Source organism: Pseudomonas sp. 313, from assembly GCF_000316965.1.
In the GTDB taxonomy this organism is placed as follows: domain Bacteria; phylum Pseudomonadota; class Gammaproteobacteria; order Pseudomonadales; family Pseudomonadaceae; genus Chryseomonas; species Chryseomonas benzopyrenica.
The window spans coordinates 78297-94400 of record NZ_ANBZ01000024.1 but is presented as its reverse complement, the minus strand read 5'-3'; the positions used below and the strand labels follow the sequence as shown (position 1 = coordinate 94400).

The following is a 16104-nucleotide window of genomic DNA, read 5'->3' as shown; positions in this document are numbered from 1 at the left end:
CAGATAAATACACGTGGGGCGCACCGAAAGGTACCCCGCCAAACGCAAGGAGATGTGTCCATGAAAGGTTGTTCCCGTTGGCTCTTGAGTGCCGCTCTGCTGGCGCCACTCGCTGTTCAGGCAGCCGAACCGGCTTCCTGTGCCAAGGTGCGCTTTGCTGACGTCGGCTGGACCGACATCACCGTGACCACGGCCGTGACCAGCGAGGTGCTGCACGCCCTCGGCTACCAGACCACGACCAACATGATCTCCGTACCGGTCACCTACAAATCCTTGCAGAACAAGGACATCGACGTCTTCCTCGGCAACTGGATGCCGAGCATGGCGGCTGACATCAAGCCCTATGCCGACAACGGCAGCGTCGAGACCGTGCGCGCCAACCTGGAAGGTGCCAAGTACACCCTGGCGGTCCCCCAGTATGTCTATGACGCCGGGGTCAAGAGCTTCGCCGACATCGCCAAGAACGCCGACAAGTTCGACGGCAAGATCTACGGCATCGAGCCGGGCAACGATGGCAATCGCCTGATCCAGGGCATGATCGACAAGAACACTTTCGACCTGGGCAAGTTCAAGCTGGTGGAGTCCAGCGAGGCCGGGATGCTGTCGCAGATCCAGCGCGCCGAGCGGCGCCAGCAGTGGGTGGTCTTCCTCGGCTGGGAACCCCACCCGATGAACACTCGCTTCAAGATGGCCTATCTCCAGGGCGGCGACGACGTCTTCGGCCCCAACTACGGCGGCGCCACCATCTACACCAACGTGCGCAAGGGCTACGTCCAGGAATGCCCCAACGTGGGCAAGCTGCTGACCAACCTGTCCTTTACCCTGGACATGGAAAACCAGCTGATGGACAAGGTGCTCAACGAAAAACAAGCCGCGAGCGCCGCCGCCAAGGCCTGGCTCAAGGCGCATCCGCAGGTGCTCGACCAGTGGCTGGCCGGCGTGACCACCCGCGATGGCAAGCCTGCGCTGGAGGCGGCGAAGACCGCCCTGGCCCCCTGATCGAACACTAACATTCGACTGTCCCGCGCCAGTTCGGGCGGGTACTGCCACAGCCGAAGCACGAATCAGCGGTTATCGTGCTTCGACCTGTCCACTCCTACCTGACGGGCACCGTTATGTTAATCACCGACCACAAGCTCCCTCTCGGCCAGCAGATCGCCGATTTCATCGACTGGCTGACGCTGCATGGCGCCAGCGTCTTCGACAAGATCTCCGATGTGCTGTCCGGCCTCATCCACGGCCTCACCGCCGGACTGATGTGGTTCCACCCGCTGGCCTTCATTGCCCTGGTCGCGGTAGGGATCTATCTGCTGCAACGCAGCATCGGCCTGGTGATCTTCGCCCTCATCTCCCTGCTGCTGATCCTCAACCTGGGGTACTGGCAGGAAACCATGGAAACCCTGGCCCAGGTGGTCTTCGCCACCCTGGTCTGCATCGCCGTCGGCGTGCCGCTGGGCATCATCGCCGCGCACAAACCCTGGTTCTACACCGGCCTGCGCCCGGTCCTGGACCTGATGCAGACAGTCCCCACCTTCGTCTATCTGATTCCGACCCTGACTCTGTTCGGCCTGGGCGTAGTGCCCGGGCTGATCTCCACGGTGGTATTCGCCGTGGCCGCGCCGATCCGCCTGACCTGCCTCGGCATCCAGGACGTTCCCGCCGAGCTGATGGACGCCGGTAAGGCCTTCGGCTGCTCGCGCTGGCAGCTGCTGACCCGCATCGAGTTGCCCCACGCCATGCCCAGCATCGGCGCCGGTATCACCCAGTGCATCATGTTGTCGCTGTCCATGGTGGTGATCGCCGCCCTGGTGGGCGCCGATGGCCTCGGCAAGCCGGTGGTGAACGCCCTCAACACCGCGGACATCGCCCTGGGCTTCGAAGCCGGCCTGTCCATCGTCCTGATCGCCATCCTGCTCGACCGGGTGTGCAAGCAACCCGCCCCACGCGAGGTTAAATAAGTCATGACCGCCATTCGTTTCGAACACGTCGACGTCATCTTCGGCAAGCAGAACAAGCGCGCCCTGGAGCTGCTCGACCAGGGCAAGGGTCGCAGCGAGATCCTCCAGGAGACCGGCCAGGTACTGGGCGTCGAGGACGCCTGCCTGGAGGTCCAGAAGGGCGAGATCTGCGTGCTGATGGGCCTGTCCGGCTCGGGCAAGTCCAGCCTGCTGCGCTGCATCAACGGCCTCAACACCGTGAGCCGCGGCAAGCTGCTGATCGAGCACCAGGGCGCCGAGGTGGACATCGCCAACTGCTCGCCCGCCGTACTCAAGGACATGCGCACCACCCGCATCGCCATGGTGTTCCAGAAGTTCGCCCTGATGCCCTGGCTGACCGTGGCCGAGAACGTCGGCTTCGGCCTGGAGATGCAGGGTCGCTCGGCCGCCGAGCGCAAGAAGCTGGTCGACGAGAAGCTGGAGCTGGTGGGCCTGACCCAGTGGCGCAACAAGAAGCCCGACTCCCTCTCCGGCGGCATGCAGCAGCGCGTCGGCCTGGCCCGCGCCCTGGCCATGGACGCCGACATCCTGCTGATGGACGAGCCCTTCTCCGCCCTCGACCCGCTGATCCGCCAGCAACTGCAGGACGAATTGCTGCAGCTGCAGGCCAAGGTCAACAAGACCATCGTCTTCGTCAGCCATGACCTCGACGAAGCCCTCAAGATCGGCACCAACATCGCCATCATGAAGGACGGCCGCATCATCCAGCACGGCCGCCCCGAAGACATCGTGCTCAATCCGGCGGACGAATACGTGCGCACCTTCGTCGCCCACACCAATCCGCTCAACGTGCTCAGCGGCTATAGCCTGATGCGTGGCCTGGACAAGTGCGGTCGTGAAGGCAACGAGATCTGCCTGGAGCGCAGCCACGACATCTGGCTGGCCCTGGAAAACCAGACGGTCAAGGCCCTGCGCCGTGGCGGCGAGAGCCTGGCCCTGCAACGCTGGACCCCGGGTATGCCGGTCACCAGCCTGCAACGCCAACCGACCCTGGCACCGGCCGACATCCGCATGCGCGATGCCCTGGAGATCCGCTACCACACCGGGCACAAGCTGGTGCTGGAGACCGAAGGCCGCGCCGTGGGCATCCTCGGTGACAAGGAGCTCTACCACGCCCTGCTGGGCAAGAATCTGGAAAAGGCCGGCGAAGACGTCGCCCCGCCTGCGGTCCGCTCGACCCTGTCCCAGGCCGGCTGACCGCCTGCCCCGCCACCCGCCTCTCCCCTACGGAGGCGGGTGCGCACCGCCCTCCTGCTCCACCGCCGGCAGCACCATCCACGGCGCGCTTACCCGACACCTCTCCTCATCCCGAGCTACACCTCCATCCCTGGCCGTCGCCCAGCCTGACCCTGTTCGCCTAGCACGGCCAAAGGACGCACGCACGTCTCCGGGCAGCGCCTGATGGGTACCGCCGAGCTGATAGAAAAATGATCGAGGTGGCGCAGGACAGGCAGGCTGCGAACGCCTTGGCGATCTCGCAGCCTGCCGGGATGGGTAGCGAGAAGGGTTAGAGCACCACCGTCCGCCCGGCGTTGAGGAAGACGCGACGTTCCAGGTGATAGCCCACCGCCCGGGCCAGGGTCAGGCACTCGATGTCACGGCCGCGGGCCACCAGGTCTTCGGCATAGTGGGCGTGGTCCACGGACTCGACGCCCTGGGCGATGATGGGGCCCTCATCGAGGTCGTTGTTGATGTAGTGCGCGGTGGCGCCTACCAGCTTGACGCCCTTGGCATAGGCCTGGTGATAGGGCCGCGCCCCTTTGAAGCCGGGCAGCAGGGAGTGGTGGATGTTGATCGCCCAGCCGTCGAGGCGACGGCAGAGTTCCGGCGACAGCACCTGCATGTAGCGGGCGAGGACCACCAACTCGGCGCCAGTCTCCTGCAGCACCTGCCAGACCCGAGCTTCCTGGGCCGGCTTGTCCTGAGGGTCCAGGGGGAAATGGTGATAGGGAATGCCGTGCCAGGCCGCCAGGGGCTCCAGGTCCGGGTGGTTGGAGATCACCGCCACCACGTCCATGGGCAATTGGCCGATGCGCTGGCGATAGAGCAGGTCGTTGAGGCAGTGGTCGGCCTTGGAGACCATGATGGCGACCTTGGCTCTATAGCCTGGCGGGGTCAGCTCGAAGGTCATGTCGAAGGGGGTGAAGCGCAGGTCGAGGCCAACGCGGAACAGACCTTCGTTGAAATCGCCGGGCACCTGGAATTCCACCCGGATGAAGAAGCGCTGGGCCTCGCGATCATCGAAGCTGTGGTGCTGGGTGACATAGCAGCCCTGCTCGAAGAGATAGCGCGTGACCACGTCCACGGTGCCGAGGCGACTCGGGCTCTGGGCGGTGAGAATCCAGGTATCGGGCGTGCGGCTCATGTTGAATTCCTTTGCATAGAGATGAAGCCAAAAACCATAAAACCCGACCTGCGCGTCACGCAGGTCGGGTTCGCTAGAACGGGACTGAACGTAGGCCGTGATCAGGCCTCGATGCGCAGTCCGTACTCGGCGCTCGCGTCCTGCAGCCACAGCCAGACGTAGTCGGCGAAGCTGCGGCGCACCACCAGCTCCCAGGTGTCTTCCGCCGTGTGGCGGATGATCAGCTGGGACTTGGCGAACACCGTACCCACGGCCTTGCCCACCGGGAAGTTGCTCGGGTGGACGTCGTAGGAGGTGGACTTCATCAGCACTTCACGCACCTTGGGGCCCTTAAGTTCGACCAGCGTCTGGCCACCGCCGACATTGACGATGGCGACATGGCGCTCGCCCAGCGCCTGGCGCAGGGCCTGCTCGGTGGCGAACTCGCTGCCACCGGGCACCACCAGCAGCCACTCGTCCGGGCCGAGCCACTGCAGCGAGCTCTCGCCTTTCTGGGTGATCGCCAGCGGACCGGGCACTTCCAGACCGACCACGCTCTGCACGGCGCCGGTGAAGCCTTCGTCATGGGCGTCGCCACGCAGCACCAGGTGCCCCAGCAGGGCCCGCTCGCGCAGGGTCACCCCGGCGGTGGCCGGGCCGCGGCCCGCGAGCTTGCTCAGCTCGGCGTGGAACAGCGGGGATTCGGCGCGCGCCTTGGCGGAGTATTGGTCGTAGACATTGATGTTGTTCATGGGGCGCTATCCTCGTTAGGCGACGTTCTGCCGCTCACCCTTGGGGTCGTAGAACACCGGCGAGACGATCTCGGCAGCGATGTAGCGGCCATCGGCCAGCGGGGCGTAGACGGTCTGGCCCATGCGGCCCAGCCCACCCTTGACCATCGCCATGGCGAAGCCGTAGCCCAGGGTCGCGCTGTGGTAGCTGGAGGTCACGTGACCGACCATGTCCATGGGGATCGGCTGGTTGCGCTCGAACACCAGTTGCGCGCCTTCCGGCAGGACGTCGCGGGCATCCAGAGGCTTGAGGCCGACCAGTTGCTTGCGATTCTCGCGGACGCAATCCACGCGATGCATGCCGCGCTTGCCGATGAAGGAGAAGCTCTTGTTCAGGCTCACCGCCCAGCCCATGCCCAGGTCCTGGGGCGTGACCGAACCATCGGTGTCCTGACCGATGATGATGAAGCCCTTCTCCGCTCGCAGTACGTGCATGGTCTCGGTGCCATAGGGGGTCAGGTCGAACTCCTTGCCCGCGGCGACCACCTGCTCCAGCACGCCCATGGCGTAGTTGGCCGGCACGTTGATCTCGTAGGAGAGCTCGCCGGTGAAGGAGATGCGGAACACCCGCGCTGGCACCCCGCCCACCTGGCCTTCCTTCCAGGCCATGAAGGGGAAGGCGGCGTTGTCCAGATCGATGTCGGTCAGCTTGGCCAGCAGCTTGCGGCTGTTGGGACCGGACAGGGTCAGGGTCGCCCAGTGATCGGTGACCGAGGTGAAGTACACCTCCAGCTCCGGCCATTCGGTCTGATGGTAGAGCTCCAGCCATTCGAAGACGCGCGCCGCGCCGCCGGTGGTGGTGGTCATCAGGAAGTGGTTGTCGGCGAGACAGGCGGTGACGCCGTCGTCGAAGACCATGCCGTCTTCCTTGCACATCAGGCCGTAACGGGCCTTGCCGATGTCCAGCTTGGTCCAGGCGTTGGTGTAGACGCGATTGAGGAACTCGCGCGCATCCTTGCCCTGGATGTCGATCTTGCCCAGGGTGGAGGCGTCGAGCAGGCCGACGCTACGGCGCACGGCCAGGCACTCGCGGTTGACCGCGGCATGCAGGTCCTCGCCCGCCTTGGGGAAGTACCAGGGGCGCTTCCACTGGCCGACGTCCTCGAACAGGGCGCCCTGCTTGAGGTGCCAGGCGTGCAGCGCGGTGTAGCGCTTGGGCTCGAACAGGTGGCCGCAGTGCCGTCCGGCGATGGCGCCGAAGGTGATGGGCGTGTAGTTCGGGCGGAACATGGTGGTGCCGACTTCCGGGATGGCCTTGCTCTGCACGCGGGCAGCGATGGCCAGGCCGTTGATGTTGCCCAGCTTGCCCTGGTCGGTGCCGAAGCCCATGGCGGTGTAGCGCTTGACGTGCTCGATGGACTCGAAGCCCTCGCGGCAGGCCAGCTCGATGCCGGCGGCGGTCACATCGTTCTGTAGGTCGACGAATTGCTTGGGCGCTCGCGACGACGGCTTGTCGTGGGGCACCTGGAACAGCGCCAGACTCGGCTCTTCCTGGCGGAATTCGGCCTGTGGCAGTTCACCGCTGACCACCTTGGCACCGGCTTCGGCCGCCGCGGTGGCGCCGGCTTCGAAACCATCGGCGAGGACGTCGCCCAGGGCGAAGACCCCGTTCACGCCACCGGCGCAGACCCGCTTCTGCGGCGCCGGACCGGGCACGAAGGCCTGGATGTCCTCACGCCACTGCGGACGACCGCCCAGGTGCGAAGCCAGGTGGACCACCGGGCTGTAGCCGCCGGAGGTGGCGATGAGGTCGCAGTCGAGCCACTCGCCGCCACCCAGGGTGCGGAAGGCGGTCAGGTCGATGGTGGCGATCTTGGCGCCGGTCACGCGGGTGTTGCCACGGGCTTCGCTCACGGCGGTCCCGCCCATGACCCGCACGCCACGCTTGCGCACTTCCTCGACCCAGGCACCGCGCGGATTGGGCCGCGCATCGGCCACGGCCACCACCTGGCGACCGGCTTCGAGCCAGTCCAGCGCCACGCGGTAGGCGTAATCGTTGTTGGTGGACAGTACCAGCCGCTGGCCCGGGGCCACGGCATAGCGGCGGATGTAGGTGGAAACGGCGCCGGCCACCATGTTGCCCGGCAGGTCGTTGTTGCCGTACACCAGCGGCCGCTCGTGGGCGCCGGTGGCCAGTACCACGCGGGTGGCGCGGACACGGTGCAGGCGCTGACGCACCTGGCCATGGGGCGCGCGATCACCCAGGTGATCGGTCAGCCGCTCGTGAATGGTGAGGAAGTTGTGGTCGTGGTAGCCGTTGACCGTGGCGCGCGGCAGCAGGACCACGTTGTCCAGGCCCTGCAGCTCGGCGACCGCCTTGGCCGCCCAGTCGGCGGCCGGGGCGCCGTCGAGACGCTCGCGGCTGTCCAGCAGGCTGCCACCGAATTCTTCCTGTTCGTCGGCCAGGATCACCCGGGCACCGCTGCGACCGGCGGCCAGGGCCGCCGCCAGACCGGCAGCGCCACCGCCCACCACCAGCACGTCGCAGTGCTGGTTGAAGTTGTCATAGGTGTCGGGATCGACCTGGGTCGGCGCACGCCCGAGACCAGCGGCCTTGCGGATGTACTTCTCGTAGGTCATCCACAGATTCTGCGGATACATGAAGGTCTTGTAGTAGAACCCGGGCGGCATCATCTTGCCGCCGACCTTGCCGAGGATGCCCATGAGGTCGTTGTTGACGCTCGGCCAGCCATTGGTGCTGGCGGCGACCAGGCCCGGATACAGCGCCTGCTGGGTGGCCCGCACGTTGGGCACCTGGGTGGCCTCGGTGGCGCCGATCTGCATGATGGCGTTGGGCTCTTCGGCACCGGCGGCGACGATGCCGCGGGGGCGGGAGTACTTGAAGCTGCGCCCGATCACGTCCACGCCGTTGGCCAGCAGCGCCGAGGCCAGGGTGTCACCCTTGAAGCCCTGGTAGGTCTGACCGTTGAAGGTGAAGGTGATGGCCTGGCTGCGGTCCAGGCGACCGCCCTGGGTGAGTCGATGGACCTGGCTCATGTGCGCTCTCCTCGCTCGGCGGTGAAGCGGGGCTGCTCGCCGATCGGATAGGTTTCGAGAATTTCGTAGGTCTCGGTGTTACGGGTCGCGTTGAAGTACTGGCGGCAACCCGACGCGTGGACCCACAGCTCGTGACGCAGACCGCGCGGGTTGTCGCGGAAGAACATGTAATCGCCCCACTCCGCGTCGCTGCAGGCCTCGGGATCCAGCGGACGCGGGATGTGCGCCTCGCCAGCGGCGTGGAATTCTTCTTCGGAGCGCAATTCCCCGCAGTGGGGGCAGTGGATGTACAACATGCTCGGGCTCCTTAGTGGGCGACGGCCGCTGCGCCGTGTTCGTCGATCAGCGCGCCGGTGTGGAAACGGTCGATGGAGAAGGGCTTGGCCAGCGGATGCATCTCGCCGGAGGCCAGGGACGCCGCGAAGACGTTGCCCGAGCCGGGTGTAGCCTTGAAGCCGCCGGTACCCCAACCGCAGTTGAAGAACAGGTTCTCCACCGGGGTCTTGGAAATGATCGGGCAGGCGTCGGGCGAGGTGTCGACGATGCCGCCCCACTGGCGGTTCATGCGTACCCGCGAGAGGATCGGGAACATCTCGACGATGGCCTGCAGGGTGTGCTCGATCACCGGGTAGGAGCCGCGTTGGCCGTAGCCGACCCAGCTGTCGATACCGGCGCCGATCACCAGGTCGCCCTTGTCGGACTGGCTGATGTAGCCGTGCACCGCGTTGGACATGATGACGCTGTCGATGATGGGCTTGATCGGTTCGGAGACCAGCGCCTGCAGCGGGTGGGATTCCAGCGGCAGGCGGAAGCCCGCGAGCTTGGCCATGTGCCCGGAGTTACCCGCGGTGACCACGCCGACGCGCCGGGCGCCGATGAAACCGCGATTGGTTTCCACGCCGATCACCTTGCCGTCCTGCTTGCGGAAGCCGGTGACCTCGGTCTGCTGGATCAGGTCGACGCCCAGGGCGTCGGCAGCGCGGGCGAAGCCCCAGGCCACGGCGTCGTGACGGGCCACACCACCGCGACGCTGCACGGTGGCGCCGAAGATCGGATAGCGGGTGTTCTTGCTGCAATCCAGGTAGGGAATCTCCTCAGCCACCTGGCGGGTGTCGAGCAGCTCGCCGTCCACGCCGTTGAGGCGGTTGGCGCTGACCCGGCGCTCGGAATCGCGCATGTCCTGCAGGGTATGGCAGAGGTTGTAGACGCCGCGCTGGGAGAACATGACGTTGTAATTCAGGTCCTGGGACAGGCCTTCCCACAGCTTCATGGCGTGCTCATAGAGGTGCGCCGACTCGTCCCACAGGTAGTTGGAGCGGACGATGGTGGTGTTGCGTGCGGTGTTGCCGCCGCCCAGCCAGCCTTTCTCGATCACCGCGACGTTCTTCACGCCGAATTGCTTGGCGAGGTAATAGGCGGTAGCCAGACCGTGACCGCCACCGCCGACGATGACCACGTCGTAGACCGGCTTGGGCGTCGGGGTACGCCACATCCGCTGCCAGTTCTCGTGATGGCTCAGGGAGTGCTTGAAGAGGCCGAAGCCGGAATAGCGTTGCATCTGGAGACTCCTGCAGACGACGCCCCTTTCCGCGAGGAGAAAAGGGGTTGGATAAGGGTTGCGTCAGGCGCGCGGCGACTAGCGGTAAACCGGGTAGTCGCGGCACAGCGCGGCCACCTGGCGCGCCACCTGGGCTTCCACATCGGCATCGCCGAGGTGGTCGAGGATGTCGCAGATCCAGCCGGCGACGCGCTCGCTTTCGCTGACGCCCAGGCCACGGGTGGTCAGGGCCGGGGTACCGATGCGCAGACCCGAGGTCACGAAGGGCGACTGGGGATCGTTGGGCACGGCGTTCTTGTTCACGGTGATGCAGGCGCGACCCAGGGCGGCGTCCGCATCCTTGCCGGTGATGCCCTGCTTGATCAGGCTGACCAGGAACAGGTGGTTGTCGGTGCCACCGGAGACCACGTCGAAGCCGCGGGCCTTGAACACGCCGGCCATGGCCTGGGCGTTCTTGATCACCTGCTGCTGGTAGGTCTTGAAGCCCGGCTCCAGGGCTTCCTTGAAGCACACCGCCTTGCCAGCGATGACGTGCATCAGCGGGCCACCCTGGGCACCCGGGAACACCGCGGCGTTGAGTTTCTTCTCGATGTCGGCGTTGGCCTTGCACAGGATCAGGCCGCCACGGGGGCCACGCAGGGTCTTGTGGGTGGTGGTGGTCACCACGTCGGCGAAGGGCACCGGGTTCGGATAGACACCGGCAGCGACCAGACCGGCCACGTGGGCCATGTCGACGAACAGCAGGGCGCCCACGCTGTCGGCGATGTCGCGGAAGCGCTGGAAGTCCAGGGTCTTGGAATAGGCGGAGAAGCCCGCCACGATCATCTTGGGCTTGTGCTCTTCGGCCAGACGCTGGATCTCGTCATAGTCGATCAGCCCGGTGTCGGTGTTGATGCCGTACTGCACCGCGTTGTAGAGCTTGCCGGAGGAGCTGACCTTGGCGCCGTGGGTCAGGTGACCGCCGTGGGCCAGGCTCATGCCGAGGATGGTGTCGCCGGGCTGCAGCAGCGCCAGGTAGACGGCCGAGTTGGCCTGGGAGCCGGAGTGCGGCTGGACGTTGGCATAGTCGGCGCCGAACAGCTGCTTGGCGCGCTCGATGGCCAGCTGCTCGACCTTGTCGACGTGCTCGCAGCCACCGTAGTAGCGCTTGCCCGGATAGCCTTCGGCGTACTTGTTGGTCAGCACGCTGCCCTGGGCTTCCATGACGCGCTGGCTGGTGTAGTTTTCGGACGCGATCAGTTCCAGGTGATGCTCCTGGCGCCGCGCTTCCTCGCCCATGGCGGCGAACAACGCATCATCGTAGCCCTGGATTTGGTCCTGCTTGCTGAACATCGCGGCGCTCCTAAAGTCTGTGGCGGTGAAAACCACCCCCTTGGCCGCGATGGTAGGCCCGGCCCCAACCCCCAAGATGCCTGTTTACGCCCCGGGCCGGCGCGTTTGCGACAGCCACTCAACAGGTGGGTTCTGCCGTTCGCCGGATCCCGTCAAGTCGCTCTGATCCGCGCCGATAAGTAGACGTATCACCTCCACCGGCCAGCGAGCTCCGCCATGTTCAACGCCCACTACAAGAAGACCATCGCCCGATTGGAAGCCGAGCTGCACGCCAACCAGGGCCTGACCCAGGCACTGGAGCGTTCCATGGCGGTGATCGAGTTCGATCTCGACGGCACCATCCTGCGCGCCAACGACAACTTTCTCCGGCTGACCGGCTATCGCGCCGACGCCCTGGTCGGCCAGCAGCACCGCCGACTCTGCCCGGCCGCCGTAGTCCAGGGTCGCGACTATGGCGATTTCTGGGCGCGCCTGAAACGCGGTGACTTCGTCTCCGGCACCTTCCAGCGCCTGGACGCCCAGGGCCGTACCCTCTGGCTGGAAGCCAGCTACAACCCGGTACCCGACAGCAGCGGCAAGATCGCCAAGGTGGTGAAGTACGCCCTCGACGTCACCGCCCAGGTCGAGCGCGACAGCGAAGCCCAGAGCAACCTCAAGGCCTTGGACCGCGCCCTGGCGCGCATCGAATTCGACCTGGACGGGCGCATCCTCACGGCCAACGACAATTTCCTGGCCACCCTGGGCTACAGCCTCAAGGAGATCCAGGGCCAGCAGCATCGCCTGTTCTGCGAGCCGGCCCTGGTCAATAGCAGTGAATACGCCGACTTCTGGCGCCGCCTCAATGCCGGCGAGTTCTTTCGCGGCCAGTTCAAGCGGCTGGGCAAGCACGGCCGGGTGGTCTGGCTGGAGGCGAGCTACAACCCGGTGTACGACGCCACCGGTCGGCTATACAAGGTGGTCAAGTACGCCAGCGACATCAGCGAGCGGGTGGAAAAGCACGAAAGCGACGGCCGCAGCGCCTCGCGGGCCTATCACATCTCCGCCGAGACCGAGAAGGTCGCCGAGCACGGCACCCAGATCATCCAGGCGGCGGCCGGCGAGATGCGTGAGATCGCACAGAACGTCAGTCAATCCGCCGAGGTGATCGGCCAGCTGGGCCAGCGCTCGGAGCAGATCACCGCCATCGTCAACACCATCCGCGGCATCGCCGACCAGACCAACCTGCTGGCGCTCAACGCCGCCATCGAGGCCGCCCGCGCCGGTGACCAGGGTCGTGGCTTCGCCGTGGTCGCCGACGAGGTTCGCCAGCTGGCGGGGCGCACCAGCAGCGCCACGGCGGAAATCGCCGAGATGATCGGCCGAATCCTCAGCGAAACCCAGCAGGCGGTCGCCAGCATGGAAAGCACCCAGGGTCGGGCGGCCAAGGGTGTCGAGCTGGCGGACCAGGCCGGCGCGGTGATCGTGCAGATCCGCGATGGTGCCAGCGACGCCGTGGAGGCCGTGAGCATGTTCGCCAGCAAGCTGGACGAATCCGAGGTGATTCCCAAGGGCGCGCGTAACTGGGTGGGGCATTGAGGGCGCTGGCTTGATCGGGATCAAGCGTCCCTGACGACCAGGGTCTAGCATGAAGGCATACCCCTCTCGTGGAGATGCCCCATGCACAATGTCCTGGTCGCCTACGACGGTTCCCCCAGCGCCGACAACGCCCTGCGCTACATCCTCGACCTGGTGAAGGCTGGGCTGTCGCTGGAGCTGCACCTGCTCAATGTCCAGAACGAGCCGGAGATCTACGGCGCGCCCTTCGACGACCGCATCCTGCGCGAATGGCGCGGCAGCCTGCAGGACAAGGCCGAAGACATTCTGGTGCGGGCGCGCCCGGCCCTGCTCGAAGCCGGTATCGAGGCCCAGACCCATGTCGGTTTCGGCAGCATCGCCGAGACCATCGGCGAGACGGCCCGGCGCCTGGAGGTGGACACCGTGGTCATGGGCACCCGCGGGCTGGGGTCGCTCAGCGGCCTGCTGCTCGGCTCGGTGGCCCATCGCGTGGTGCACCAGGTGCCCTTGCCGGTGATCCTGGTGAAATAGCCGCCCAACAAAAAACCAGCCACTGGGCTGGTTTTTTCGTTTCCGGGCACCGCGTGGATCAGATGCTCAGGGTCCAGTCGTAGTCGACGATCAGCGGCGCGTGCTCGGAAAAGCGCGGTTGCCGCGGCAGGCGCGCCGACCGCACGAAGCGGCGCAGACCCGGGGTAAGGATGTTGTAGTCGAAGCGCCAGCCCAGGTTCAGGTGCTCGGCCTGGTCGCTGTCCGGCCACCAGCTGAACTGGTCGCCTTCGCGACTCACTTCGCGCAGGGCATCCACATAGCCCATGTTGCCGATCACCTCGTCCATCCAGGCCCGCTCAGGGGCCAGGAAGCCCGGGATCTGCTGGCAGTCACGCCAGTTCTTCACGTCCTGCTTCTGGTGCGCCACATACAGCGAGCCACAATAGATGTACTCGCGACGCTTACGGCGCTGCTTGTTCAGGTAATGGGTAAAGTCGTCCATGAACTTGAATTTCATGTTCAGGTCTTCGTCACCGCGCTTGCCCGAGGGCAGCAGCAGGCTGGCGATGCTGACCTTGTCGAAGTCCGCCTGCAGGTAGCGACCGAAGCGATCGCAGGACTCGAAGCCCAGGCCGCTGATCACCGCCTTCGGCTGGACCCGGGTATAGAGTGCAACCCCGCCCTGGGACGGCACTTCGGCGTCGCAGGCATAGAGGATGTAACCTTCCAGCGCATAGGCCGGATCGTCCATGTCGTAAGAAGAGGCGCGCGTATCCTGCAAGCAGATCACGTCGGCATTCTGCGCCTTAAGCCAGGGCAACAGGCCCCGCTCCACAGCGTCCTGAATACCATTGACGTTCAAGCTGATGATCCGCATAAATGGCCCCCAAAAAATCGTGGATGTATGATACCCGAGCTAAACCGGTTTAGCTAAATACAAGCCGCGCAAGGACTTATATGCAGGCGTATCAGCGTAATTTCATTCGTTTCGCCATCGAGCGCGGAGTTCTGCGCTTTGGTGAATTCACCCTGAAATCGGGACGCATCAGCCCCTATTTCTTCAACGCCGGCCTGTTCCACAGCGGCGCGGCGCTGGCCCAGCTCGGCCGTTGCTACGCCGATGCGCTGGTGCAGGCCAACCTGCCCTTCGATGTCCTCTTCGGCCCGGCCTACAAGGGCATCCCCCTGGCCGCGGCCACGGCGGTGGCCCTGGTCGAGCACCACGGCCGCGATGTGCCCTGGTGCTTCAACCGCAAGGAAGCCAAGGACCACGGCGAAGGCGGCCTGCTGGTGGGCGCGCCCCTGACTGGCCGGGCGCTGATCATCGACGACGTCATCACCGCCGGCACCGCCATCCGCGAGGTCATGCAGATCATCGACGGCCAGGGCGCCAGCGCGGCCGGGGTGCTCATCGCCCTGAACCGCCAGGAGCGCGGCCGCGGCGAGTTGTCGGCCATCCAGGAAGTCGAGCGCGACTATGGCATCCCGGTGCTCAGCATCGTCGCCCTGGACCAGGTGCTCGAATACCTGGCCGAGGACGCCGAGCTCAAGCGTCACCTGCCCGCCGTCCAGGACTATCGCGCTCAATACGGTATCTAGTCGTCAGCCCAGGAGAGACGGTCATGGTCGTACGTCGCGCCGCTGCCAGTCTGTTGCTCATCGCCCTGCCGCTGGCTGGCCAGGCGGCCGAGTTGTATCGCTATCTGGACCGCAACGGCACCCTGGTCATCAACCGCCAAGGCGTGCCGCCGGAATACGCCGGCAAGGGCTACGACGTGCTCAACGAGCAGGGCCGGGTGATCCGCAAGGTCGCCCCGGCACTGCCCGCCGCCGAACTCGACCGCCGTGAACGCGAGCGCCAGCAGGCCCTGGTCGATGGCCAGCTGCGCAGGCTCTACAGCAATGTCGAGGACGTCGACCGCGCCAAGGCGCGCAAACTGGCCGAACTGGACGGCCTGCTGCAGATCAAGAAGGCCAACCTGGAGGCCACGCGCCAGTTGCAGAGCCAACTGATGGAGCAGGCGGCGGTACAGCAGCGCAATGGCCAGGCGCTCCCGGCCGATCTGCAGGCCCGCCTCGACGCCGCGGCGGCCGATCAGGTGCGTCTGCAGGCCGATCTGCAGCGCTTCGACGAGCTGCGCAGCAGCACCAGCGCTGCCTTCGACGCCGACCGTGCGCGCATGCAGCGACTGGAAGCGGCTCAGGGCGCGAATCGCTAGTCCTGCAGAATCCGCTACCTGGTCGTATCTAGCCATCGCCACCTGGGTAGCGACGAACTTCTTGATTCTTTCACGCTAGATTCTGGCACGCACCGTGCTAAACGGTTTTCAACACATTGTTGAACAATCGGGCGTGAAGATTCATGAGTGGTAAAGACGCCGGCGAGTTGCCCCTGGGGGCTCAGCTGCTGCTGGAAATGCGTGAAGACATCATCGGCGGTCGCCTGCTGCCCGGCACGGCGCTGGTCGAGAGTGAACTGGTCAAGGCTTACAACGCCTCGCGCAACACCATCCGCGAAGCCCTGCACCAGCTGGATCGCGAGGGCCTGGCCACCTATGTGCGCCACAAGGGGGTGATGGTGCGGCGCCTGGGCCTGGCCGAGGTGCGTGACCTCTTCACCGTGCGCCGCACCCTGGAACTGCAGGCCATCCTCACCAGCCGCCCGCTGCGCGAATACCAGTCCGATCGGATGCTGGATGCCCTGGAGGCCGCCGAGCTGGCGCAGTCGCGGGAAGACTGGCGCGCCCTCGGTACCCACGGCCTGCATTTCCATCAGCACATCGTCGGCCTGCTGCGCAGCCCGCTGTTCGATGAATTCTTCGCCACCGTCGCCGCCCAGATGCGCCTGCTGTTTTCCCTCGCGCCCGACGAGGAACACTTCCAGCGGCCCTGGACAGCCCGTGACCGCCAGATCCACGACCTGCTCGGCGCCGGACAGCGCCAGGCGGCCGGCGAGGCCATGGCCAGCTATCTCGACGATTCCGAAAACCGGTTGCTGGATCTGCTCAGCGCAGCCAGGCCGCTCTGACCGAGGAGACC

15 protein-coding genes and 1 pseudogene are annotated in these 16104 nt (G+C 65.7%); 9 read left to right on the top strand and 7 right to left on the bottom strand.

What is annotated here, in order from left to right; all coding sequences use genetic code 11:
• Positions 1-60: 60 nt before the first annotated feature.
• The 3 genes from C722_RS0103875 (at position 61) to choV (ending at position 3194) form a co-directional block, all read left to right on the top strand.
• Complete coding sequence (locus C722_RS0103875; RefSeq protein ID WP_017639238.1) at positions 61-999, top strand: choline ABC transporter substrate-binding protein; 939 nt, start codon at positions 61-63, stop codon at positions 997-999.
• Between the two features lie 116 nt (positions 1000-1115).
• Positions 1116-1958 carry a choline ABC transporter permease subunit gene (choW, locus tag C722_RS0103870; RefSeq protein WP_017639237.1) on the top strand — a complete coding sequence of 281 codons (843 nt, stop codon included), beginning with the start codon at positions 1116-1118 and terminating at the stop codon, positions 1956-1958.
• Positions 1959-1961: 3 nt separating this feature from the next.
• Entirely contained in the window at positions 1962-3194 is a 1233-nt protein-coding gene (choV, locus tag C722_RS0103865) for a choline ABC transporter ATP-binding protein (protein WP_017639236.1), read from the top strand.
• Positions 3195-3504: 310 nt separating this feature from the next.
• Here choV and purU read toward each other — a convergent pair whose 3' ends face one another.
• The 6 genes from purU to glyA all read right to left on the bottom strand — a co-directional run bounded on the left by purU (position 3505) and on the right by glyA (position 11019).
• Positions 3505-4362, bottom strand: a complete 858-nt coding sequence (gene purU, locus C722_RS0103855) for a formyltetrahydrofolate deformylase (RefSeq protein ID WP_017639235.1) — start codon at positions 4360-4362, stop codon at positions 3505-3507.
• A gap of 101 nt (positions 4363-4463) precedes the next feature.
• The gene (locus C722_RS0103850; protein WP_017639234.1) at positions 4464-5093 is read right to left on the bottom strand and encodes a sarcosine oxidase subunit gamma; all 630 of its coding nucleotides are present in this window, start codon (positions 5091-5093) and stop codon (positions 4464-4466) included.
• Positions 5094-5108: 15 nt separating this feature from the next.
• Complete coding sequence (locus C722_RS0103845; RefSeq protein ID WP_017639233.1) at positions 5109-8129, bottom strand: sarcosine oxidase subunit alpha; 3021 nt, start codon at positions 8127-8129, stop codon at positions 5109-5111.
• Positions 8126-8425 carry a sarcosine oxidase subunit delta gene (locus C722_RS0103840; RefSeq protein ID WP_017639232.1) on the bottom strand — a complete coding sequence of 100 codons (300 nt, stop codon included), beginning with the start codon at positions 8423-8425 and terminating at the stop codon, positions 8126-8128. Before C722_RS0103840 ends, C722_RS0103845 begins: the two co-directional genes overlap by 4 nt.
• 11 nt (positions 8426-8436) lie before the next feature.
• Entirely contained in the window at positions 8437-9687 is a 1251-nt protein-coding gene (locus C722_RS0103835; RefSeq protein ID WP_017639231.1) for a sarcosine oxidase subunit beta family protein, read from the bottom strand.
• Between the two features lie 78 nt (positions 9688-9765).
• Positions 9766-11019: a serine hydroxymethyltransferase gene (gene glyA, locus C722_RS0103830; protein WP_017639230.1), complete on the bottom strand. Its 1254-nt coding sequence runs from the start codon at positions 11017-11019 to the stop codon at positions 9766-9768.
• A gap of 216 nt (positions 11020-11235) precedes the next feature.
• Here glyA and C722_RS26910 point away from each other — a divergent pair.
• From C722_RS26910 to C722_RS0103820, 3 genes and pseudogenes are all read left to right on the top strand, one after another.
• Positions 11236-12006 (top strand): annotated as a pseudogene (locus C722_RS26910) (PAS domain-containing protein); the annotation flags it as partial.
• On the top strand, positions 12007-12594 hold the full coding sequence (locus C722_RS26905; protein WP_371099767.1) for a methyl-accepting chemotaxis protein: 588 nt from the start codon (positions 12007-12009) through the stop codon (positions 12592-12594). It abuts the pseudogene before it with no gap.
• An 81-nt stretch (positions 12595-12675) separates the two neighbouring features.
• Positions 12676-13104 carry a universal stress protein gene (locus C722_RS0103820; protein WP_017639228.1) on the top strand — a complete coding sequence of 143 codons (429 nt, stop codon included), beginning with the start codon at positions 12676-12678 and terminating at the stop codon, positions 13102-13104.
• A gap of 58 nt (positions 13105-13162) precedes the next feature.
• Here C722_RS0103820 and C722_RS0103815 read toward each other — a convergent pair whose 3' ends face one another.
• Positions 13163-13942: an exodeoxyribonuclease III gene (locus tag C722_RS0103815; RefSeq protein WP_007160046.1), complete on the bottom strand. Its 780-nt coding sequence runs from the start codon at positions 13940-13942 to the stop codon at positions 13163-13165.
• An 80-nt stretch (positions 13943-14022) separates the two neighbouring features.
• On the opposite strand from C722_RS0103815, the gene pyrE reads away from it, so the two are divergent.
• From pyrE to C722_RS0103800, 3 genes are all read left to right on the top strand, one after another.
• Positions 14023-14664 (top strand): orotate phosphoribosyltransferase, encoded by a 642-nt coding sequence (gene pyrE, locus C722_RS0103810; RefSeq protein WP_017639227.1) that lies wholly within the window; start codon positions 14023-14025, stop codon positions 14662-14664.
• A 23-nt stretch (positions 14665-14687) separates the two neighbouring features.
• Positions 14688-15284 carry a hypothetical protein gene (locus tag C722_RS0103805; RefSeq protein ID WP_017639226.1) on the top strand — a complete coding sequence of 199 codons (597 nt, stop codon included), beginning with the start codon at positions 14688-14690 and terminating at the stop codon, positions 15282-15284.
• Positions 15285-15427: 143 nt separating this feature from the next.
• Positions 15428-16093 (top strand): GntR family transcriptional regulator, encoded by a 666-nt coding sequence (locus C722_RS0103800; protein WP_017639225.1) that lies wholly within the window; start codon positions 15428-15430, stop codon positions 16091-16093.
• The last annotated feature ends 11 nt before the right edge of the window (positions 16094-16104 follow it).